The organism is Streptomyces sp. NPDC040405 (assembly GCF_055595765.1).
Genome location: NZ_JBVIVI010000002.1, coordinates 704,168 through 725,139, shown reverse-complemented (window position 1 = coordinate 725,139; position 20,972 = coordinate 704,168). Strand labels below are relative to the sequence as shown.

General features: G+C 71.1%; 16 protein-coding genes. 8 read left to right on the top strand and 8 right to left on the bottom strand.

What is annotated here, in order from left to right; genetic code table 11:
* Positions 1-10: 10 nt before the first annotated feature.
* The gene (locus tag ACZ59A_RS10635) at positions 11-913 is read right to left on the bottom strand and encodes a hypothetical protein (protein ID WP_470956263.1); all 903 of its coding nucleotides are present in this window, start codon (positions 911-913) and stop codon (positions 11-13) included.
* A gap of 349 nt (positions 914-1,262) precedes the next feature.
* Between ACZ59A_RS10635 and ACZ59A_RS10630 the strand changes: the two genes are divergently transcribed.
* Positions 1,263-2,255: a chitinase gene (locus ACZ59A_RS10630; RefSeq protein ID WP_470957868.1), complete on the top strand. Its 993-nt coding sequence runs from the start codon at positions 1,263-1,265 to the stop codon at positions 2,253-2,255.
* A 91-nt stretch (positions 2,256-2,346) separates the two neighbouring features.
* Here ACZ59A_RS10630 and ACZ59A_RS10625 read toward each other — a convergent pair whose 3' ends face one another.
* Positions 2,347-3,192 carry a S1 family peptidase gene (locus ACZ59A_RS10625; protein WP_470956260.1) on the bottom strand — a complete coding sequence of 282 codons (846 nt, stop codon included), beginning with the start codon at positions 3,190-3,192 and terminating at the stop codon, positions 2,347-2,349.
* Between the two features lie 125 nt (positions 3,193-3,317).
* Between ACZ59A_RS10625 and ACZ59A_RS10620 the strand changes: the two genes are divergently transcribed.
* A complete protein-coding gene (locus ACZ59A_RS10620) occupies positions 3,318-4,685 on the top strand; it encodes a M14 family metallopeptidase (RefSeq protein ID WP_470956257.1) in 1,368 nt (455 codons plus the stop codon).
* A 48-nt stretch (positions 4,686-4,733) separates the two neighbouring features.
* Here ACZ59A_RS10620 and ACZ59A_RS10615 read toward each other — a convergent pair whose 3' ends face one another.
* The 4 genes from ACZ59A_RS10615 to ACZ59A_RS10600 form a co-directional block, all read right to left on the bottom strand.
* The gene (locus ACZ59A_RS10615) at positions 4,734-6,206 is read right to left on the bottom strand and encodes a GntP family permease (RefSeq protein WP_468051159.1); all 1,473 of its coding nucleotides are present in this window, start codon (positions 6,204-6,206) and stop codon (positions 4,734-4,736) included.
* 200 nt (positions 6,207-6,406) lie between these two features.
* Complete coding sequence (locus ACZ59A_RS10610; protein ID WP_468051155.1) at positions 6,407-6,820, bottom strand: RidA family protein; 414 nt, start codon at positions 6,818-6,820, stop codon at positions 6,407-6,409.
* A complete protein-coding gene (locus ACZ59A_RS10605) occupies positions 6,817-7,680 on the bottom strand; it encodes an IclR family transcriptional regulator (RefSeq protein WP_470956253.1) in 864 nt (287 codons plus the stop codon). Before ACZ59A_RS10605 ends, ACZ59A_RS10610 begins: the two co-directional genes overlap by 4 nt.
* Positions 7,677-8,771 carry a sugar kinase gene (locus ACZ59A_RS10600; protein ID WP_470956250.1) on the bottom strand — a complete coding sequence of 365 codons (1,095 nt, stop codon included), beginning with the start codon at positions 8,769-8,771 and terminating at the stop codon, positions 7,677-7,679. The genes ACZ59A_RS10605 and ACZ59A_RS10600 overlap by 4 nt, the downstream gene beginning before the upstream one ends.
* Positions 8,772-8,909: 138 nt before the next feature.
* Between ACZ59A_RS10600 and ACZ59A_RS10595 the strand changes: the two genes are divergently transcribed.
* The 6 genes from ACZ59A_RS10595 (at position 8,910) to ACZ59A_RS10570 (ending at position 18,016) form a co-directional block, all read left to right on the top strand.
* Positions 8,910-10,214, top strand: coding sequence for an amino acid deaminase (locus tag ACZ59A_RS10595; RefSeq protein WP_470956247.1), 1,305 nt, complete (start codon positions 8,910-8,912; stop codon positions 10,212-10,214).
* 35 nt (positions 10,215-10,249) lie between these two features.
* A complete protein-coding gene (locus ACZ59A_RS10590) occupies positions 10,250-11,872 on the top strand; it encodes an N-acyl-D-amino-acid deacylase family protein (protein ID WP_470956245.1) in 1,623 nt (540 codons plus the stop codon).
* 3 nt (positions 11,873-11,875) lie between these two features.
* A complete protein-coding gene (locus ACZ59A_RS10585; protein ID WP_470956242.1) occupies positions 11,876-12,253 on the top strand; it encodes a VOC family protein in 378 nt (125 codons plus the stop codon).
* A gap of 1,379 nt (positions 12,254-13,632) precedes the next feature.
* Positions 13,633-14,007 (top strand): hypothetical protein, encoded by a 375-nt coding sequence (locus ACZ59A_RS10580; protein WP_470956239.1) that lies wholly within the window; start codon positions 13,633-13,635, stop codon positions 14,005-14,007.
* Between the two features lie 210 nt (positions 14,008-14,217).
* Entirely contained in the window at positions 14,218-14,814 is a 597-nt protein-coding gene (locus ACZ59A_RS10575; protein WP_470956236.1) for a hypothetical protein, read from the top strand.
* Positions 14,815-15,253: 439 nt separating this feature from the next.
* A complete protein-coding gene (locus ACZ59A_RS10570) occupies positions 15,254-18,016 on the top strand; it encodes an FUSC family protein (RefSeq protein WP_470956233.1) in 2,763 nt (920 codons plus the stop codon).
* An 81-nt stretch (positions 18,017-18,097) separates the two neighbouring features.
* Here the strand turns inward: ACZ59A_RS10570 and ACZ59A_RS10565 are convergent, their stop codons facing one another.
* Complete coding sequence (locus tag ACZ59A_RS10565) at positions 18,098-18,778, bottom strand: TetR/AcrR family transcriptional regulator (protein WP_470956230.1); 681 nt, start codon at positions 18,776-18,778, stop codon at positions 18,098-18,100.
* Entirely contained in the window at positions 18,745-20,751 is a 2,007-nt protein-coding gene (locus ACZ59A_RS10560; RefSeq protein ID WP_470956227.1) for a CocE/NonD family hydrolase, read from the bottom strand. Before ACZ59A_RS10560 ends, ACZ59A_RS10565 begins: the two co-directional genes overlap by 34 nt.
* Positions 20,752-20,972: the final 221 nt, after the last annotated feature.

Sequence of the window (20,972 nt, the reverse complement as noted above, 5' to 3'; positions counted from 1 at the left end):
AGTGGGACGTTTACCGGCTGGTCAGGGCGGGACGCTCGGCGGACTGGGTCAGGGCGGGAATCTCATCGCCGCGCGGTACCGGACAGGAGCAGAAGGCGCAGCGGTCGCCGATGAGTTCGAAGCCGCACCAGTGGCACTCCTCCCTCCGTACGGACGCCACGAGCTGGTAGAGCACGGAGAGGTCCGGGATGGCCGCCGCGAACTCGATCAGCTTCGGAGTGCCCCACCAGCGCGCCGACTCGGCGGGCAGCGGCACCTCGTGGACGTCCCCGACGCCCCAGGAGGGCGCCAGCGCCCCGCTGACCCAGTCGTCGCGCGGGGCCGTCCCATGGCCATGGCTGGTGAGCTGGCCGCGCGCGACGGTCATGTGGGTGGCGTACGCGGGCCCGGGCAGCGCGCCGTCCCCGCCCACCTTCACCAGCTGCGGTTCGGGGTGGGCGAGCACCCCGAACTGGGCGCCCGGCATCCAGGACTTGACGTGCGAGGTGAGGCTGACCGGCACCCGGTCGAGCCGGGCGACGCTGCCGAGCAGCGCGCCCGCGTGCACGTAGTGCGCCAGCAGCCGGGCGGAACAGGCCAGCACGCCCGGGCTGAAGTCGGATACGGACAGCTGGCGCAGCTGACGGGCGATGACGGCGACGGCCAGGGGCGGCAGTTCGAGCGGGCACAGCGCCATCCGGTCGCTCTCCAGGACGGAGCGCACGGTGTGCAGTCTGCGGACGAAGGGCGGCGGGGTGGCGGCCGGATAGAGCGCCACCAGATAGCCCTGCGCGTCGAGGAGCGCCCCGGCCTCGGCGAGCGCGTCGTCGAGCGACTGCTCCTCCGGTGGCCGGAGCACTACGGCCGACGGGGTCTGCCCGTCGGGCGGTGGAAGCACCAGCTCGCGGCTGGTGACTGCTATCGCGGTGGGCACGTCGGCTACCCCGTCTCACGTCGTCGCCGAGCGGCGGCGGCCCTTGGGTCGTGAACTGCCCCTGGCTGGTGCATCGTCACTTTATCCACGAAAGCCGCGTGAGAGAACAGTTCCTCTGAGTTACACCCTCCTGGTAACGGCGCGGCCCCCGCTCGGCCATCTGGGCGACTGTCGGCGCGGCCATCCGGGCGGTGATCCGCGCGGTGATCTACGCGGCCATCTGCGCCATGCACTTGACAACCGCATTGGTCTGGACCACCTTGGTCGCACGCCTCAGGGGCCCCTGGACGCGCACAGGCACCACCTCCCCTTCCCCCCACACACGGAGGCTGTCGTGATACGCGCACAGATGAGGATGAAGCTGCTCGGAGCCGCGGCGGTCGCCGCGCTCGCCGCCGGTGGGCTGATATCCACCGGCACCGGATACGCGGCCGAGGAGCCCGCCCACGGGACCGCCGCCGCGGTCCCGGCGCACGCCGTCACCGGCTACTGGCAGAACTTCGACAACGGCGCGACCGTCCAGAAGCTGCGTGACGTTCCGGACGACTACGACATCATCGCGGTCGCCTTCGCGGACGCGGCCGGAACCCCGGGCGCCGTCGACTTCCGCCTCGACCCGGCCCTCGGCTACGGCAGCGAGCAGCAGTTCAAGGACGACATCAAGGCCAAGCAGGCCGCGGGCAAGTCCGTCATCGTCTCCGTCGGCGGCCAGAACGGCACGGTCTCGGTCAGCGACGACGCCTCGGCGAACGCCTTCGCCAGCTCCATCACCGGTCTGATGGACGAATACGGCTTCAACGGCGTCGACATCGACCTCGAAAACGGTCTCAACGCGACCTATATGACCAAGGCGCTGAAGGCCGTCCACGACAAGAAGAGCGATGTCGTGGTGACGATGGCGCCGCAGACGATCGACATGCAGTCGCCGTCCACCGAGTACTTCAAGACCGCCCTGGGCATCAAGGACTTCCTGACCGTCGTCAACATGCAGTACTACAACAGCGGCTCCATGAACGGCTGCGACGGCAAGACGTACGCCCAGGGCTCGGTCGACTTCCTCACCTCGCTGGCCTGCGTCCAGCTGGAGAACGGCCTCGACCCGTCCCAGGTCGGCCTCGGCGTCCCCGCCTCGGCCAAGGGCGCGGGCTCCGGCTATGTCGAACCGGCCGTGGTCAACGCGGCCCTCGACTGCCTCACCAAGGGCACCGGCTGCGGCAGCTTCAAGCCCGGCAAGACCTACCCGGGCCTGCGCGGCGCGATGACCTGGTCCACCAACTGGGACGCGGCGAGCGGCAACGCCTGGTCCAAGGCGGTCGGCCCGCACGTCCACGGCCTGTCGTAACCGGACCCCCGATAGGGGACAGTTGTTCGACGCACACCAGCGCGCCCCGGCCATGAGCGGCCGGGGCGCCGCCGCGTGCGGAGGGCTCAGGTCACGGCTTGGGCAGCGCGCACCCGGAGAGGGTGAGGTCGATCTTGTTCCCGGTGGTCACGCACTTGGTGATCCCGTACGTCTGCTGGGCGTAGTTGATGCCCTTGCGGACCGTCACCTTCCCGCTCTCGTCGACCTCGCACGGGTTGTTGAGCGTGCACTGCGCCCCGTCCTCGTTGCCCGTGTTGTTCACGGCCAGGACCGTGCCGGTCGAGGCGTCGACCACGGGCGAACCGGACGTTCCGCCAATCGTGTTACAGGCGGAGGTGTAGCGGACCGAGTCCTTCCAGGTCCAGTCGCCTTCCTTAAGACGATATGCGAATCCGTCGATATTGCAGGAGTAGATCTTCTTCCAGTAGCCGGAGACCACCTTGATGCTGGTGCCCTGGGCCGGGCGGCTGTCGGACAGTTGCAGGGCCTTGATGCCGTACCGCTGCTGTATTTGCGCGTACGTCGAGGTCAGCTGGTACAGCGAGACGTCGGTGTCGGTCATGGTCGCGTACGCGACCTTGCTCGCCCGTACCGTGCCCGCGCTCCCGCCGGAGCTGTTCAGCAGGGTGAAGCTGCGGCTCGACGCCTTGTCGACGATCACCTCGCCCGCGCTCGGAAAGCCGCTCTCCAGGCAGTGCCCGTTGGAGAGGACGAGCGCGGGATCGGTGTCGGCGGACTTCGCGGTCCGTACGACCGAGCCGGAGCAGTTGCTGAGCGCGACCGTTCCGGCGAAGTCGACCGCCTGCGCGGCCTGCGGGTGGGAGGAGGAGGCGGCCGCCGGGGCGGCGCCGACGCCCGCGAGGGTCGCGCCGCCCAATAAGAGGGCCGAGAGCGCGCCGACGAGAGGTCTGTTCACAGGGGGGTTCCTTCCCTCGATGAGAAGTTCCTTCGGCTTCGACCATTTCCCTCCCTTGACCGTGTCATGCGCATGGCCGAACACTGGCGCAGCAGTCGCTCGCCTCTCACCCCACAGGAGCATGTATGCGACTTCGCACTCGCGGCAGACGGGTCACCGCCCTCGCCGCCCTGTTGTCCCTCGCCCTCGCCGCCCCGATCGCGGCCCAGGCCGACGATCCGGCCCCAGGGCGTGCCACCTCGGCCGATGCGGCGGCCGACGCGGCGCCTCACCGGGCCGCCGATGAGCACGTGCGCCAGTACGAAGTCGCGGGCCCCGCCTCCCCGGCCGAGCGCTCCGCCGTCGCCGCCACCGGCGTCTCCATCGACGAGACGGACGCCCGCTCCGTCGTCGTCACCGCCGACTCCGCCCAGGTCAGGCGGTTGCGCGCGCTCGGCTACCGGGTCACCGGGCTGCCCGGTCCGGCCGACCGCGACGCGGGCCGGGCCGCCGAGCCGTTCGACTTCCCCTCGGCGGACGCGAAGTACCACAACTACGCCGAGATGAGTGCCGAGATCGACGCGGCCGTAGCCAAGTACCCCGCCATTCTCAGCAAGCGCGTCATCGGAAAGTCGTACGAGGGTCGGAACATCGTCGCGCTGAAGATCAGCGACAACGTGGCCACGGACGAGGCCGAGCCCGAGGTGCTGTTCACCCACCACCAGCACGCGCGCGAGCACCTCACCGTGGAGATGGCGCTGTATCTGCTGCACCAGCTGACCGACGGATACGGCACCGACTCCCGCATCACCGACATCGTCAACGGCCGCGAGATCTGGATCGTCCCGGACCTCAACCCGGACGGCGGCGAGTACGACATCGCCACCGGCCGCTACCGCAGCTGGCGCAAGAACCGGCAGCCCAACTCCGGCTCCTCCTCCGTCGGCACCGACCTCAACCGCAACTGGGACTACAAGTGGGGCTGCTGCGGCGGCTCCTCCGGCTCCGCCGGATCCGAGACCTACCGCGGCGCCAAGGCCGAGTCGGCACCCGAGGTAAAGGTCGTCGCGGACTTCGCGCGCAGCCGGGTCGTCGGCGGCAAGCAGCAGCTCAAGGCCGCCATCGACTTCCACACCTACAGCGAGCTGGTGCTGTGGCCGTTCGGCTGGACGTACAGCGACACCGCCACCGGGATGACGCAGGACGACCGGGACGCGTTCGCCGCGATCGGCAAAAAGATGGCCACGAGCAACGGCTACACCCCCGAGCAGTCGAGCGACCTCTACATCACGGACGGCACGATCGACGACTGGCTGTGGGGCAGCCAGAAGGTGTTCGCCTACACGTTCGAGATGTATCCGTCGTCGAGCGGGGCGGGCGGCTTCTACCCGCCCGACGAGGTGATCGACCGCGAGACGAGCCGTAACAAGGACGCGGTGCTCCAGCTGCTGGAGAACGCGGACTGCATGTACCGGTCGATCGGCAAGGAAGCGCAGTACTGCGCGACGACCTGACCCGCGTGCGCCCCGGGGTCCATGGCGGGCCCCGGGGCGCACGTACGGCTAGATCACCAGGCTCAGCAGCCCCGCCACCGCGAAGCCCGCCACCGACAGCACCGACTCCAGCACCGTCCACGACTTCAGCGTGTCCCGCTCGGAGATCCCGAAGTACTTCGCGACCATCCAGAAGCCGCCGTCGTTGAGGTGCGAGGCGAAGATCGAGCCCGCCGAGATCGCCATGATGACCAGCGCCAGATGGGCCTGCGAGTAGTCGCCCGACGCGAGCATCGGGGAGACGATCCCCGTGGTGGTGACGATGGCGACGGTCGCCGAGCCCTGGGCGACCCGCAGCACCACGGAGATCAGGTAGGACAGCAGGATGACCGGCAGGCCCGCGCTGTCGAAGGCGTCCGCGAGGGCCTGGGCGACACCGCTGCCCTTGAGGACGGCGCCGAAGACGCCGCCCGCGCCGACGATCAGCAGGAGGTTGCCGACGGGCTTGAGGGAGGTGGTGGAGACGGTCTCCAGCGACTTGCGGGACCAGCCGCGCCGGATGCCCAGCAGGTAGTACGCCAGCAGCAGGGCGATGGTCAGCGCCACGAAGGGGTGGCCGAAGAACTCGATGACCGAGCGGCCGGTGCTCGGGTCCAGCGCGATGGAGGAGAAGGTCGCGAAGAGGATGAGGATCAGCGGCGTGCCGATGATGGCGAGGACCGTGCCCACCGACACCGGCTGCTCCGTGGGCTGCCTGCCGGCGGCGCGCTGCTCGGCCGCGACCGCCTCCCGGGCCTCCTCCGCCGCCTCCAGCATGTCCTGCGGTACGGGCACGAATATGCGGTTGCCGATCCAGGCGGCGTACGCCCAGGCGGCGAGGACGGACGGGATGCCGACGAGGATGCCCATCAGGATGACCCAGCCCAGGTCGACATGGAGCAGTCCGGCGGCGGCGACCGGGCCGGGGTGCGGCGGCAGGAAGGCGTGGGTCATGGAGAGACCGGCCAGCAGCGGCATCGCGTAGAGGACGATCGACTTGCCGCTGCGCTTGGTGGCCGCGTAGACGATCGGCGCGAGAACGAAGATGCCGACGTCGAAGAAGACGGGTATGCCGAATATGAGGCCGGTGAGGCCCATGGCGAGCGGGGCGCGCTTCTCCCCGAAGAGGCCGAGCAGGCGCGAGCTGAGCGCCTCGGCGCCGCCGGAGACCTCCAGGATCGCGCCGAGCATGGTGCCCAGGCCCATGATGATGGCGACGTGGCCGAGGATGCCGCCCATGCCGGTTTCGATGAGCGAGACGGCGTCGGACTTCTGGACGGTGCCGAAGAGTTCGGTGACCGAGAGCCCGGCGGCCAGGCCGACGGCTATGGAGACGCCGAGCAGCGCGATGAAGGGCTGCAGCCGGACCTTGATGATCAGGTAGAGCAGAAGGGCGATGCCGAGGACGGCGACGGTCAGCAGACCGGCGGTGCCGGGAATGATCGCGAGCAGACCACCGGTATGGGGTGGGGTCTCGGCAGCGGGAGCGGCCGCGAGCAGCATGGAGGACTCCGGAAACTGGGTAGGCGGTATCGCCGCACGGCGGGGGGCCGCGCGCTGGGGATGCGGTCTTGGTGCAGGTGATCAGGGGTCTGGTCCCGGCGACGACGACGGTGGGTGTGGGGGGGTTCCGGGGGGGGGGGGGGGGGGGGGGGGGTCCCCCCCCCCCCCCCCCCCGCGCCCGGAAGTTCTTCAGGCGTGCTTCAGCCGAGGACGGCGAGCGCGTCGATCTCGACGAGCAGCCCGGCGGGGAGGCCGACGTAGATCGTCGTACGGGCCGACGGGGCCTCCTTGAGGTCCGCGAAGAACTCGTTGTAGATCTCGTTGAACTCGGCGAAGTGGGCGGTGTCGGTGAGGTACACGCGGATCATCACCACGTCCTCGTAGCTCGCCCCGCCCTCTTCCAGCACGGACTGCACGTTGCGCAGCGTCTGCAGGGTCTGCTCGCGCAGGGTCGGCCCGACCGGGGCGGGGGCCTGGCCGGGGACCGCGGGGCCGAAGCCGACCTGACCGGCGACCTGGAGGATGTTCCCCTTCTTGACGCCGTGCGAGAACTTGGCGGGCGGGGCGGTGTGGGTGGCCGGAGTGATCGCGGTCTTCTGCGGCTTCTCGGTCATGAGGAGGAATCCTCGGCTCTCTTCTCGGGTGTTACGGAGGGTGTTACTGCGGGTGGTGCTTCGGGGGTAACTTCAGGCGGTGCTCCGGGGGTTCCTGGTCCGTCGGACGGCCGGGCGGGGGCGCCGCCCGAGTACTCCCGGCTGATGTCGTCGGCGGTGCGGCGCACCATGGGCAGCAGGGTGAGGAGTTCTTCCGCGGTGACGACGACGTTCGGCGCCGACACCGAGCACGCGGCGACGACCCGGCCGTCCGCGCCCCGGATGGGCGCCCCGACGCAGTTGATCGACTCCTCGTGGCCGCCGAGGTCGGTGGCCCAGCCCTGTTCCCGTACGGTCTCCAGCTCCCTCAGGAACGCGGTGGCGTTCGGGGTGGAGCGGGCCGTGTACGCCGGGTACGGGAGCCGTTCGGCCAGCGCCCGCCGCTCGGCCTCCGGCAGGTCCGCGAGCAGCAGCTTGGCGACCGCGGCGACCGTGATCGCGACGGGCTTGCCGATCCGCGAGTACATCCGGACCGGGTAGCGGCTCTCCACCTTGTCGATGTAGAGGACCTCGTTCTCCTCGTACACCGCGAGGTGCACGGTGTGTCCGCACCGCTCGTTGAGCGCGACCAGATGGGGGTGGGCGATCTCCCGTACGTCCAGGTTCTCCACCGCCTCCTGCGCGAGCGCGAAGAGGCGGGCACCGAGCCGGTAGCGCTGGTCCTGCTGGCGGTAGACCATGCCGTGCTCGTGCAGCGTGCGCAGCAGCCGCAGCGCGGTCGACTTGTGCACGCCGAGCCGGGAGGCGACCTGCTCCAGGTTGGCGGGTCCCTCCGCCAGCAGGGGCAGGATGCTCAGCGCTCGGTCGACGGTCTGGCTCATAGGTCGGTAACCTCCACCACCGCGGTATCGGACCCCGATCGCTCCGGGTTTGCCCAGCCGGGGCCGAATCGCAGTGTGCCCCACTCGGCGGCGTCCAGTGTCACCAGCCGGTCGGCGTACGCGCGGGACGGCGGGGTGCCGAGGTCGCCGGGGACGGTGAGGACGGCGGCCGCCATCAGATGGCCGTGCCGCAGCCGCTGCGCGACGGGCAGCCCGCGCAGGGTGCCGGACAGGAAGCCCGCGGCGAAGGCGTCGCCCGCGCCGACCGGCGCCACAACGTCCACGCGCAGGGCGGGCGCGAAGGTGACGGTGTCGGCTCCGTCCGCCCCGCGGGCGTACGCGGTGGCCCCGGCGGCGCCCTGCTTGACCACCAGCACGTCCGGTTCGGGCAGGGCCTCGCGGATCGCGTCCGCGCCGCCGCGGATGCCCCAGGCGGCCTCCGCCTCGTCCTCGCCGACGAAGACCAGGTCGCAGCCGCGGGCGAGGCCGAGCAGCACGCCAGGACCCTCGTCCGGGGCGCGATCGGGGTCCTCCCACAGCGAGACGCGGTAGTTGAGGTCGAACGAGACCAGCGGACGGCCGGGGGCCCGGGTGGTCAGCTCGCGCATCAGGGCGAGGCAGTCGGGCGAGAGGGCCGGGGTGATGCCGGTGAGGTGGAGGACCCGGCCGGACCAGGTCTGTGTCCGCGGCATGAGCGCGGGGGACATGGCCGCGGCGGCGGATCCGGCGCGGTAGTAGACGACCTCGGCGAGCGGCTCCGTGCTGCTCTGGTCCGACTCCACGGCCCGTTCGCCCGCCGTACGGAAGTAGATGCCGGTGGGGCGGCGCGGATCGCGCTGGACGCGGCCGACGTCCACGCCGGTCGCCGCGATCTCCGTCAGCAGATGGTCCCCGAAGCCGTCCGTGCCGACCCGGCTGATCCAGCGCACGCTGTGCCCGGCGCCCGCCAGCCCGCACGCCACGTTGGACTCGGCGCCGCCGATGCCCCGCGCGAAGGCGGGCACCTCCGCGAGGCGGCCCGGCCGGGACGGCACGAAGGTCACCATCGACTCGCCGAGGCACACGACGTCGACACTCGGGGCTGGACGCACGATCGGTCTCGCTCCTTGCGCGTGGGGGTATGGCACACACCGTTGACCCGGTGCTTGGCGGGATGTTAAACAGCGCTAAGCGTTATACGCAATGGACGTTGCAGAGAATGCAACCAGAAATGTACGGGAGGCTCCTCCATGGCCACCGACCGACGCGAGCGCGCCGCCGCGCACCCCGCCGTCGCCCAGCTCGCACAGGAGCGTGTCGACCACCGCTTCAAGGGGCTTCCGCCGGACGCCGACGGCCGCACCGTGGGCGAGCTGGCCGCCGAGCGCCGCAACCTGTTCACCGGCGGCTTCACCACTCCCGTACTCGCGCTGTCGGCCGAGGCCCTGGAGCACAACCTGCTCGCCATGGAGCGCTACTCCGCCGCCCACGGCCTGGCCTTCGCCCCGCACGGCAAGACCTCCATGGCCCCGCAGCTCTTCGAGCGCCAGCTCGCCCACGGCGCCTGGGGCATCACCGCCGCCGTCCCCTCCCATGTGCGGATCTACCGGGCCTTCGGCATCCAGCGGATCTTCCTCGCCAACGAGGCCGTCGACCCCGCCGGCCTGCGCTGGCTCGCCGCCGAACTCGACGCCGACCCCGACTTCCGCTTCGTCTGTTACGTCGACTCCGTACGCGGCGTCGAGCTGATGGACGCCGCCCTCCGCGAGGCCGGGGCCGGGCGCCCCGTCGACGTCGTGGTCGAGCTGGGCGCGGGTGAGGGCGCGCGCACCGGGGTCCGTGACGAGGCCGAGTGCGCCACGGTCGCCGACGCGGTGGCCGCCGCCGGGACGCTGCGGCTGGTCGGCGTCGCGGGCTACGAGGGCGAGGTGCCCAAGGCCGACGGCGACCGGGTACGGGCCTGGCTGCGCCGCCTCACCGCCCTGGCCTCCGCGTTCGACGCGGCGGGCCGCTTCGAGGGCGTGGAGGAGGTCGTCGTCAGCGCGGGCGGCAGCGCCTGGTTCGACGCGGTCGCCGATGTCTTCGCCGAGCTGCCCGCGCTCTCCCGGCCCGTCCTGAAGCTGCTGCGCTCCGGCGCGTACGTCTCCCACGACGACGGCCACTACCGGCACATCACCCCCTTCAACCGCATCCCGGAGGAGGGCGACCTCCAGCCCGCCTTCCGCCTCTGGGCCCAGGTCGTCTCCGCCCCCGAACCCGGCCAGGCGTTCCTCAACGCGGGCAAGCGGGACGCCGCGTACGACCTCCACCTGCCCGAACCCCAGCTCGTCCGCTCCGCCCGCGACGGATCCCTCCGCCCCGCCCACGGCCTCGTCGTCACCGGCCTCTCCGACCAGCACGCCTGGGTCACGGTCGCGGAGGGCGCCCAGCTGGAGGTCGGCGACTGGGTAGCCCTCGGCCTCTCCCACCCCTGCACCAGCTTCGACAAGTGGCAGATGATCCCCCTGGCAGAGGCGGACGGCACGGTCACGGACTACATCCGCACCTTCTTCTGACCCACCGGCGACGACGAAAGAGAGGCAGGGGGACGATGGACCTCGTCATCCGCGACGCGCGGGTCATCGACGGCACCGGCGGTGCCGCCTGCCGGGCCGACGTGGCCGTGGACGGGGGACGGATCGCCGCCGTCGTGCGTGAGGGCGGCGGGGACCGGCCCAGCGCTCGGCGGGTCGTGGACGCCGACGGCCTCGCCCTCTCCCCCGGCTTCATCGACATGCACGCGCACAGCGACCTCGCGCTGCTCCGCGACCCCGACCACTCCGCGAAGGCCGCCCAGGGCGTCACCCTCGAAGTCATCGGCCAGGACGGCCTGTCGTACGCCCCCGTCGACGACCGCACGCTCGCCCAGATCCGTACGGCCATCACCGGCTGGAACGGCGACGGCTCCGACATCGACTTCACCTGGCGCACCGTCGGCGAATACCTGGACCGGCTCGACCACGGCTTCGACGGCCAGGGCATCGCCGTCAACGCCGCGTACCTCATCCCGCAGGGCACCGTCCGCATGCTCGCCCTCGGCTGGGAGGACCGCGACGCGACGCCCGCCGAGGTCGCCCGCATGAAGCAGCTGGTGGCGGAGGGCCTGGCGGAAGGCGCCGTCGGCCTGTCCTCCGGCCTCACCTACACCCCCGGCATGTACGCCACCGACTCCGAACTCACCGAGCTGTGCCGGGTCGTGGCGGCGTACGGCGGCTACTACTGCCCGCACCACCGCTCCTACGGCGCGGGCGCCCTGCGCGCGTACGAGGAGATGGTCACCCTCTCCCGCGAGGCGGGCTGCGCCCTCCACCTCGCCCACGCCACCATGAACTTCGGCGTCAACAAGGGCCGCGCCCCCGAACTCCTCACCCTGCTCGACACCGCGCTCGCCGACGGCGCCGACATCACCCTCGACACCTACCCCTACCTCCCCGGCTGCACCACCCTCGCCGCGATGCTGCCCAGCTGGGCAGCCGAGGGCGGCCCCGAGGCGATCCTCACGCGGCTGCGCGACGACGCGACGGCCGAGCGCATCCGCCACGTCGTGGAGGTCGAGGGGGCGGACGGCTGCCACGGCGTGCCCATCGAATGGGACCGGATCGAGATCTCCGGCGTGAACGACCCGTCCCTCTCCGCATACGTCGGCAAGACGGTCGCCGCGAGCGCCCGCGAACGCGGCGAGGAGCCGTGGACCACCGCCCGCCGTCTGCTCCTCGACGACCGGCTCGGGCCCACGATCCTCCAGCACGTGGGCCACGAGGAGAACGTCCAGGCGATCATGCGGCACCCCGTCCACACGGGCGGCAGCGACGGCATCCTGCACGGCGCGAAGCCCCACCCCCGGGCGTACGGCACGTTCCCCCAGTACCTGGGCCGCTACGTCCGCGAACTGGGCATCCTGTCCCTGGAGGAGTGCGTGGCCCACCTCACCGGCCGCCCGGCGGCCCGGCTCCGCCTCCCCGACCGGGGCCTGATCCGCGAGGGCTACCGCGCCGACCTCGTCCTCTTCGACCCGGACACGGTCGCGGCGGGCTCCACCTTCGAGAACCCGCGCACCCTCCCCACCGGCATCCCGCACGTCCTCATCGACGGCCGCTTCGTCATCGAGGACGGCCGCCGCACGGACACCCTGGCGGGCCGCGCCGTACGCCGCGTCGCTTCCGGGAAGGATTGACGCATGCTGAGCATCGGATCCGTTGTCCTGGGCGTCGCGGACGTGCCGCGCGCGGCCGCCTTCTGGAGGGAGGCCCTGGGATACGTCCCCCGCGAGGAGATGGAACCCGACTGGGTCGTGCTGATCCCGGCGGCGGGCGCCGGGGTCCAGCTGTCGCTCGGCCGCAGCGAGACCCCGGTCCAGGACCATCCCCGGATCCATCTGGACCTGTACGCCGGTGACGCCGCCGACCAGGCCGCGGAGGTCGAGCGCCTGGTATCCCTGGGCGCCCAGCGCGTCGACTGGGACCTCTATCCGGACGACGCCGACTTCGTCGTGCTCGCGGACCCGGACGGCAACCGCTTCTGCGTCATCGACACCGGCGCCCACGACGGTCCGTGATCAGCCCCTGCCCCGGACCAGCCGGGTCCTCGTACCGTCAGATGAGGACTACCCGGCAGCTTTCTTGCGGCTCGCCAGTACAGGGATCGCGGCAATCAATTCCGGATCAAGGTGATCCCAGATAATTCCCGGGCGACGCCCACCGGCCGCACATTCAAAGATCTCATCTGGGGTTATAACAAGATCTACCCGAAAATCGTGCTCGGTCTCTGGTATGTCCTCATCGAGAACTTGCAGGGAGTGGACTGTGGTTGCAATGAGAGTATGCGGACCCAAGAGACCTGCCTCTTGAAGTAGGGCTACCTCAATGTCCGAGTAGCCCGCCCCTTTCCCAATTGTACGTGGTGGTGCAGCTCTGCCAGTGAGCCAACTGGCCCAAACATTGCCCTGTTTCAGCAATAAGGGCCGTGGACGGCTCGCTCACATATCGCGCATCCAGGTCTTGCACCTGCTGCCGGAGCCCGGCCACGGCCACTAGGTCAAGACCCTTTTAATTACCGTTCGCAGATTGCGATCGCACTCTGGGCTCAGAATCTGCCACAGACTCAAGGCTAAGATCGGGATTATCAGAGGCGTAAATATTCTCTGGGGAACCCTCCCGCACCCGCCTCGGGAGGCCCAGCATTTCACCCGGGATGCCGAATCCATCGGCCACGCGTTCGATGACCTCTTGCCCTCGGATGCCGCGAACGCCTCGCATGATGTCGCTGACCCGAGCGCTGGTCATCTTCCCGATGGCCGCTGCCATGGCGGCATGGCTTGTACCGGTACGCCGGTTCACGAGTCGGAAGATCTCCCGGAAGTCCCGGACGGCGCATGCTCGCTGCATGGCCTCGCTCTGTAACAGCACGTCAGGAATCGTCAGTGGATAACCGCTGCGACGTGTCTCGCGTTCGTCCATGGGCCACCTAGCAGGGACGGCAGTGATCTCTTCTCAGAGTAGCCCCCACCCGGGAGCGGGGTTCCCCAAATCAGCCAGCGGGGTTCCCCATTTGTGGTTGAGAGCATGCCCCCACGCTCGAAGCTCTTGAGGCGGCATTCCGCTGCACACGGCCCGGGGCATGGCCAACGCTGAAGAGGAGCGTCAACGTGCGGAAGACTACCGCCCGATCGGTGCTGCGGAGACTGCGCGCACTGATCACCCCTCGTCCGGGCCGACATAGCGCGGCGTTTCTCGCCACTCGTCCCGCCCTCGTGGCCCCGGGCCGCCGACCGCATCCTTTCCGGTGCGGCGATACGCCCACTCTTCACCTCCCCCGCATCCCGGTCGAAGAGCGTGTGCCGATCCTCTGGGATACGGACCCGGCGCCTCCGTACATCCCCCACTTCCGCCTTGGTGATCAAGGTGTGTGGTCCAACGCGCTCGGGGAGGCGACACGGTGACCGAGACGAACGGTCTACGGCTACTGCCGTGGTCCAGCCCCGAAGGCAAGCCGTGCTTCCTGTCAACGGACAGCGGCAGTAGCGGCTTGAGCCGCAGGGCGGATGAGGTCGAGGACCTTCACCTGTCCATGGGCGCTGAACTCCTCGGCCACGCCCACGCGCTGCTCAATGAACGGAAGGCCGACGTCCGGGAAGTCCGCTTCCTCGCAGAACGACTGTGCGAAGCGCTGCGCGACGCACTGCGCGACGCGGAGAGCCGGGGCGAACGCTTGCCCACACACGATGACGATGACGATAGCGATGCCGACCGGACGGGCGAAGACACCAAGCGGGTGTCCGCTGCCCCACAAAATCCGTTGTCCACTCCGTGACTCATAGCCCCCGCCTCGCCCGAACGGACATCCGTTGCGCCGCCCACCCCTCGGCCGGGGAGGTGCGGGCCGACTCTCCCGGGCAGGCACTCATGCCATGCGTCCGGGCGCGTTAGCCGGACGTTAGCGGGACGGCGGTGGTTCAACAGCGGCGGCCGACAGTCTTGTTGTCACGAGCCCGAACCACCGCTTCGACAAGACGGGGAAACCATGTCGCACTTTTCCACCCTCCGTGCCCGCAAGGCCGCAGCCGCCGTGGCGATCACCATTGCCGCGCTGGGACTCACGGCCTGCCAGGGCAATGAGAAGGACGCCTCGTCCTCGCAGGACCGCACCTCGGCGAGCGCCACCCAGTCCCCCGGTTCCTCGGACAAGTCGGACCAGGCCGATGGCGCCAAGACCTCGAAGGGGGTCCCGAACAAGCCCGACGTGAAGTGCACCGACCAGATCAACTACGCGGGCGACCCCCGGGACAACGCCACGATCAACAGCATCGGCTCCGACACCGGCACCTGCCCGCCCGTGCAGAGTGACGATTCCGAGGGCACGCCCAACCTGGAGGGCGTGAAGTGCACCGACCAGATCAACTACGGCGGTGACTCCCGCGACAACGCCACGATCAACAGCATCGGCTCCGACACCGGCACCTGCCCGCCCGTCCAGGGCGACCAGACCGAGGGCACGCCCAACATCGACGGCGTCAAGTGCACCGACCAGATCAACTACGGCCAGGACTCCCGCGACAACGCCACCATCAACAGCATCGGCTCCGACACCGGCACCTGCCCGCCCGTCCAGAAGAAGTGAGCCCACGCCGCGCAGGCGCCCGTTCGCCCCGTTCAATCCGTGCGACGCGCACGTCCTGGTCGACGGCCGCCTCGGGGGCTGGTAGTCGTCGACCCGCTGGAAGCCGATGAGGATCCCGTCCCGGCGGGCGAGGGCGGCGAAGTCCCGGTTGCTTTCGGGGTGCAGGCCGCAGCGCGCCCCTGGCGGGAGAACCCGGACGAACGGCGGGGCGAACGCGGACCCGCCCCTCCGGGGCTCCAGAGGCCGGTTATATAGTTGCGTGATGCATCGACCGCGTACGCCTGACGAACAGCGGGTCGAGGCGGCCACCCGAGGTCTGCTCGGTGGCATCGGCACTGCTCGCCGCGCTCCGGGAGAACGCCGACGATGCGGAACACGCCGTGACGGTCGCCCGCGATGCGGTCCGGACACTTCTGAACGCATGCGAACCGGAGGTCACTTGACCACCACCTCAGCCCCCTCCACCGGGTACGCACCCCACCGCGTCGGCGGGCCGAGACGCTGGTGGGACTGGGTGCTCGCGGCCGATCCCGGGCTCGGCCAGCTCCAGGCGGGCTGGCGCGCACTGGTGGCCATGACCACCGCCCTCGCGGTGGGCTACGGGATGGCGCGGGCCTTGGACATTCCGGCCATGCTGGGCATGATGGTCGGCGGCATGATGGGGCTGATGAGCTCGTTCGTGATCGCCGAGAACACTCCGCTGCGGCTCGCCCGGGCCAGCCTGTGGATGGCGTTCCCGTACTCCGCCGCCCTGCCGGTCGCCGCCTGGCTCGCCCCGCACCGCATGCTCGAACTGTGCGTCATGGTGGTGGCCCTGGCGTTCGCGTTCTTCCTGGTCCGGTTCGGGCCGCTCGGGCTGCTGACCGGCATGATGATGTTCAACGCCTTCGTGGTCGGCTCCATCGTCAGCATCCCGCTGGGCGAGTGCGGCAAGCTCTTCGCCGTCGCCGTCGTGACCTCGGTTGCCGTGCTCGCCGCCCGGCTGCTGCTGTGCTACCCCATGCCGCGCGAGGACCTGCTGCGGACCCAGCGGGCCTTCCTGGTCGAGGCGCGCCGGGTCGCGGACGCCGCCGCGACCGCCCTGGACCCGGACGCCGACCAGGCCACCGCCGTCAAGCGGATGCGCCGCGCGCTGCGCAGGCTGAACGTCACCACGGTCATCATCGACGGATGCCTCGCCCGGCCCGAGGTCGCCGCCGACCCGGACGCGGCCGAGCTGCTCCACCAGTACCTCTTCGACGCCGAACTCGCCCTCCAGGGAATCGGCCAGTCGGTCCAGCAGATGACCTCCCGCCAGCTCCCGGCCCGGCTGCGCGAGGCGATGGTCATCGGACTGGTCATCGCCCGGGACACGCATCTGGGCCGCGCCGACGCGCTGCGCCCGGCCGCCGAGCTGATCCGGCAGCAGGCCGCCAGCGCGCAGGAAGACGCACAGGAGACGGAGAGCGCCGAGGAGGCCGAGGTCCGCGCCCTGGCCCGGCGCACCGCCGACCTGCTGGACGCGCTCGCCGACGCCCTCGCCTGCTGGCTGAACCTGGGCCGCGACGCGTCCGCCGTACGCGCCAAGGTGCCGTTCCAGCCCACCGTGGCGCTGGAGCGCAACCGTCCGAGCGGGGCAGGGCCCGCCGCCCAGCGGGTGTCCGCCGCCCAGGCGGACCGGGGCTGGCGGCGCGCCGTCCCGTACGTACGCGCCCCGCTGCAGGCCGGGATCGCCGCCGCCATCGTCGTCCCCGTAGCGGATGCCCTGGACGGCCAGCGCTTCTACTGGGGCCTCATCGGCGTGATGATCACCCTGTTCGGGACCAACACCACCCATGAGCGGCTGCGCAAGCTCGGGCACCGCGTGGTGGGCACGGTCCTCGGCGCGGTGATCGGGCTCGCCCTGCTCGGCCTCATCGGACCCGGCCACATCCATTGGACCCTGCTGGTCATCCTGGCCGGGCTCACCTTCGGCTCCTGGGGCATGCAGCGCCAGTACGCCTACTGGGTCACCGGTCTCGTCGCCGCGCTCGTCCAGCTCTACGGTCTGACCACCCCGTACGGCGACATGGAATGGCTGCTGACGGAACGTCTGCTGGACAACGCGCTGGGCATCGTCGTGGCCACGGCCTGCGCGGCGGTGATCTTCCCGGTGTCGACCCGCAAGGTCGCGCGCGAGACCCAGCGGGGCTACCTCGCCGCACTGGAACACCTGGTCGCCCAGGTCGCGGAGCGCTGGAAGGACCCCGAGGCCCCGGTCCGGCTCCGGGGTGCCGCACGCGGCCTGGACGCCGCCCTGCTCCAGGTGCAGAACGTGGACCGGCCGCTGGTCCGGATGCCGCTCGGCGCCGGGGACCGCTACGGCGAGAACAGGCTCGCGCTGCTCGGCACCGCCACCCGGCACGCCCACGCGCTGGCCGTGGCCGCGGACATCGACATCGATCTCGCCCCGCCGCTGCGCGCCCGCGTGGAGCGCGTCACCGAGGTCCTCGCCACCTCCCTGCGCGCCCTCGGGCGCCAGGTCGAGACGGGCGAGCGGGGCGGCACCTGGGTCCGGGTCAGCCCGATGATCCGCGAACTGGAGTCCGTACTGCGTGCCCCCGCCGGTCCCCGTGCGGAGCGGCTGCACACCGCGCTGCGCGAACTGGCCGCCCTGGACGAGGTCCTGGCCACCCTCGCGGAACGCCGCGGTCTCACCGCCACCACGCTCCCCGCCACGTCCTCGGTGGACGCGCCCCCGGCTGCCCCCGCCTCCCAGGCCACCCCGGCCAGCCGCGAGGACCGCCGTACACACCTCGCCCTCAGCGCCTGGGCCGCCACCACGCGCCGCGGCGCCACGACGCACACGACGCATGGGGGCGGCGGAGGCCCCGCGCCCACCAGGGCCGACGCCCCGAAGGCCGCGCCAGCACCGCGGGGCACGGTCCTGCACGCCAACACGGCGGCGGACAACGCCGCCACGGCGACCGTGAGCGGCACGCTGCGCTGCCCGGTCCACCCGGACGGCTGCGAGGCGTGGATCACCGTGGTGACCGACCGCGGCAAGCGCCAGGCCCTGGTCAGGGCGGTCGACGGCGGCTACCGGATCCCCGGTCTGACACCCGGCGGCTACACCTTGATCGCCTCCGGCCCGGCGCACGCCCCCGGCGCGCGATTCCTGGTGGTGGAGGATCCGCCCAGGCGGGACCTGCGGCAGGACATCACGCTGGAGCCCGCCTCCTGAGCTGACACGGCCCTCCCCGTTCCTCCCGGTACCGGTGCCGGGAGGGGCGGGGGCGACGCCCCCGGCGACAGCACCCCACTCTCAGCCCTCCAGCTCAGCCTCCGCGAAGCGCCGCAGATGCCGCCGCGCGTCCTCGACGCTCAGGGCCGGGACCTGCCGCAGCCGCCGCAGGGCGAGGCCATCCGCCAGCGCGGAGAAGCGCAAGGTGAAGTCCGCCGGGTCCTCGCAGCGGAAGTCGCCCTCGGCGCAGCCCCGCTCCACCAGCGAACGGATCTCGCCGTGCCAGCTCTCGTACCGCTCGGCCTGCCCGCGGGCGAACGCCTGGTCGCGCTCGCCCGCGTTCCAGTAGTCGAACCACATCCGCCAGTGCTGGTCGGTGTCGTCCGTGAAGAGCGCGTCGATGAGCAGCCACAGCCCCTCGGCGCCGCTGGTGGCGTGGTCGGCGGCCTCGGTGAGGGCGGCGTAATAGCGCTCTATGTGCAGGACCATCGCCTCGGAGAGGACTTCCTGCACGCTCTCGAAGTGGTACGTGACGGTGCCGACCGAGACCTCCGCGGCGGCCGCGACCTCGCGCACCCCGACCCCCGCGGTGCCCCGCTCCGCGATGAGCGGAACGGCGGCCTCCACGATCAGTCGGCGCCGCACCTCGGTCGGCTGCCGGGTGCGGGCCGAGGCGGCGACGGCGCGCCGCGGGGGGCGGCGTTCGGGCGGGCGCTCGGCCGAGGAGGTCACGCGGACGTCCTCGGGATGGTGTGCTGCCATGCGCGGTTGGCCACTGTCTCTCCGTTCGCCCGTGCCTCGACGCTGCTGTCCATGATGAATTCCTCCGCCGTGGCACGCAGTTCGGTCGCGGTACGGATCTCCGCGTCCCAGCCATCGCGCCGCAGCCGGATGGTCCACTGCGAGCTTGCCACGGCCGACAGCGGATCGCCGGAGCGGATCCGGTACGTCTCGCGGGCGCTCTCCTCGTAGCGGAGCCCGTCCGGATACGTGCGCGAACCGCCGTAGTTGGGGTCCACGTCGAGCACCCACTCCCCCGTGGCGACGTCATGGGTGACGGTGCGTTCGGGGCGGGCCTCGGCGGGCGGGTCGACGGTGATCGCGAGCGGCGGGGCCTGCTCGGGCTCCTCGAAGGTGATCGGTTCCCGCGCGGCGTCCGCGCCGGGGTCCCGTACGGGAAGCAGCAGCGCGCTCTCGGCGGGCCGTACCGTGAGCTGTCCCCGCTCGCCGTGCGGCCAGACCCACGGCCAGTACGCGTCGGAGACCGCGACCCGGACGCGGTGCCCGGGCGGGAAGGCGTAGCCGGTCCCGTTCAGCTCGAACTCGACGTCCTCGTAGGTCCCCGGCTCCCACTCCACGGCCCGGTCCCGGCCGTGCCGGGACATCAGGTTGAGCACACCGCGGGTGACCAGCGTGGACGAGCCGTCAGGCGCCACGTCGCAGACGCGCGCGATGACATGGGCGCGCCGGGTCGCGCTGTCCAGCCGCAGCCGTACGCGGGGGCGGCCCAGGATCTCGACCCGCTCGGTGAGCGGCGCCGAGTCGAAGCAGACCGAGCGGCCGTCCTCCTCGCGCTGGTCCGGCGGCAGATCGGTGGCGTTGCCGAAGGGGAAGTAGCGGCCCGCGTCGAGCCCGGTGTGCAGCGGCGACCGTACGATCACCGGTTCTCCGCCGCTGCCCAGCGGGCGTTCGTCCCAGGTCACGGATGGGGCGGGCCAGGCGTCGTCGCCGACCCAGCGGCCGGGCATCGTCTCGTACGAGGTGGCGGGCGGCACCGGATCGTTGATCCACGCCCGGAGCAGCGGCTCGTCCATGACGCCCGTGTCGGCGTCCTTGAGCCAGTGGTCCCACCAGCGCAGCGTCTCCTGCAGGAACCCGATCGCCGGGCCCGGCGGCAGCCCCCGGTCCGGGTACTGGTGCGACCAGGGGCCGATCAGCCCGCGTACCGGCGCGTCGAGGTGCTCCACCAGGCGCAGCACGGTGTCCCGGTACGGATCGGCCCAGCCGCCGACCGCGAGCACGGCGGCGTCGACCGCCGCGTAGTCCTCGCACACGCTGCCGTGCCGCCAGTACGCGTCCCGCTCCTGGTGGGCGAGCCAGGTGTGCAGATACGGCTCCAGCGCGTCCAGCCGCTCCCGCCACATCGGCAGCCAGCGGTCCTCGCCGACGGAGGTGGGGTGCGGGGGGCGGGCCGTGAACGCCAGCATGGTGCCAGCCCAGGCGAGCATGTCGATGCCGAGGACGGCGCCGCCGATGTAGTGGACGTCGTTGTCGTAACGGTCGTCGGCCGAGCACACCGTGACGATCGCCTTCAGCGGCTCGGGGCGCAGGGCCGCGATCTGCAGCGAGTTGAACCCGCCCCACGAGATCCCGAACATCCCCACCTTGCCGGTGCACCAGGGCTGCGCGGCCAGCCAGTTGACGACGTCCACGCCGTCCGCCAGCTCGGTCTCGTCGTACTCGTCGCGCATCACGCCCTCGGAGTCGCCGCTGCCGCGCACATCGACCCGTACGGAGGCGTAGCCGTGCCCGGCGTACCAGGGGTGACGCTGCGCGTCGCGCGGGGCGGTCCAGTCGCTCTTGCGGTACGGGAGGTATTCCAGCAGCGCCGGTACGGGGGCGGCGTCCGCGTCCGTCGGCCGCCAGACGCGGGCGTGCAGCCGCGTGCCGTCGCGGGTCGGAATCCACACATCCTCGACCCGCACCTCACGCTCGAACGTTTCCCTGTACCTCACGCTGCTCCCTTTTTGCGCCTAAACCGGCGCCGCTCTCGCGGACCGGGTTCTCACCGTCGGGGTTCCTCAATTGATGGTTGCGGCGACGAGCCGGGGCTCACCCCACCCCGCCCCTTCCCGAACCCGGGGCTCCGCACCGGACCCCGCTCCTCAATCGCCGGAGGGGCTGGAATGTGACCCGGTTGTGGGCAATCGTTCCGCGGAGGGGGCACCTCCCAGCG

What these genes read in the sequence shown, in the direction of transcription:
- ACZ59A_RS10590 (WP_470956245.1), top strand. Translation starts at nt 10,250, where the DNA reads ATGGACCTCGTCATCCGCGACGCGCGGGTCATCGACGGCACCGGCGGT.
- ACZ59A_RS10610 (WP_468051155.1), bottom strand. Translation starts at nt 6,820, where the DNA reads ATGACCGAGAAGCCGCAGAAGACCGCGATCACTCCGGCCACCCACACC.
- ACZ59A_RS10620 (WP_470956257.1), top strand. Translation starts at nt 3,318, where the DNA reads ATGCGACTTCGCACTCGCGGCAGACGGGTCACCGCCCTCGCCGCCCTG.
- ACZ59A_RS10585 (WP_470956242.1), top strand. Translation starts at nt 11,876, where the DNA reads ATGCTGAGCATCGGATCCGTTGTCCTGGGCGTCGCGGACGTGCCGCGC.
- ACZ59A_RS10615 (WP_468051159.1), bottom strand. Translation starts at nt 6,206, where the DNA reads ATGCTGCTCGCGGCCGCTCCCGCTGCCGAGACCCCACCCCATACCGGT.
- ACZ59A_RS10595 (WP_470956247.1), top strand. Translation starts at nt 8,910, where the DNA reads ATGGCCACCGACCGACGCGAGCGCGCCGCCGCGCACCCCGCCGTCGCC.
- ACZ59A_RS10575 (WP_470956236.1), top strand. Translation starts at nt 14,218, where the DNA reads ATGTCGCACTTTTCCACCCTCCGTGCCCGCAAGGCCGCAGCCGCCGTG.
- ACZ59A_RS10630 (WP_470957868.1), top strand. Translation starts at nt 1,263, where the DNA reads ATGAGGATGAAGCTGCTCGGAGCCGCGGCGGTCGCCGCGCTCGCCGCC.
- ACZ59A_RS10565 (WP_470956230.1), bottom strand. Translation starts at nt 18,778, where the DNA reads ATGGCAGCACACCATCCCGAGGACGTCCGCGTGACCTCCTCGGCCGAG.
- ACZ59A_RS10605 (WP_470956253.1), bottom strand. Translation starts at nt 7,680, where the DNA reads ATGAGCCAGACCGTCGACCGAGCGCTGAGCATCCTGCCCCTGCTGGCG.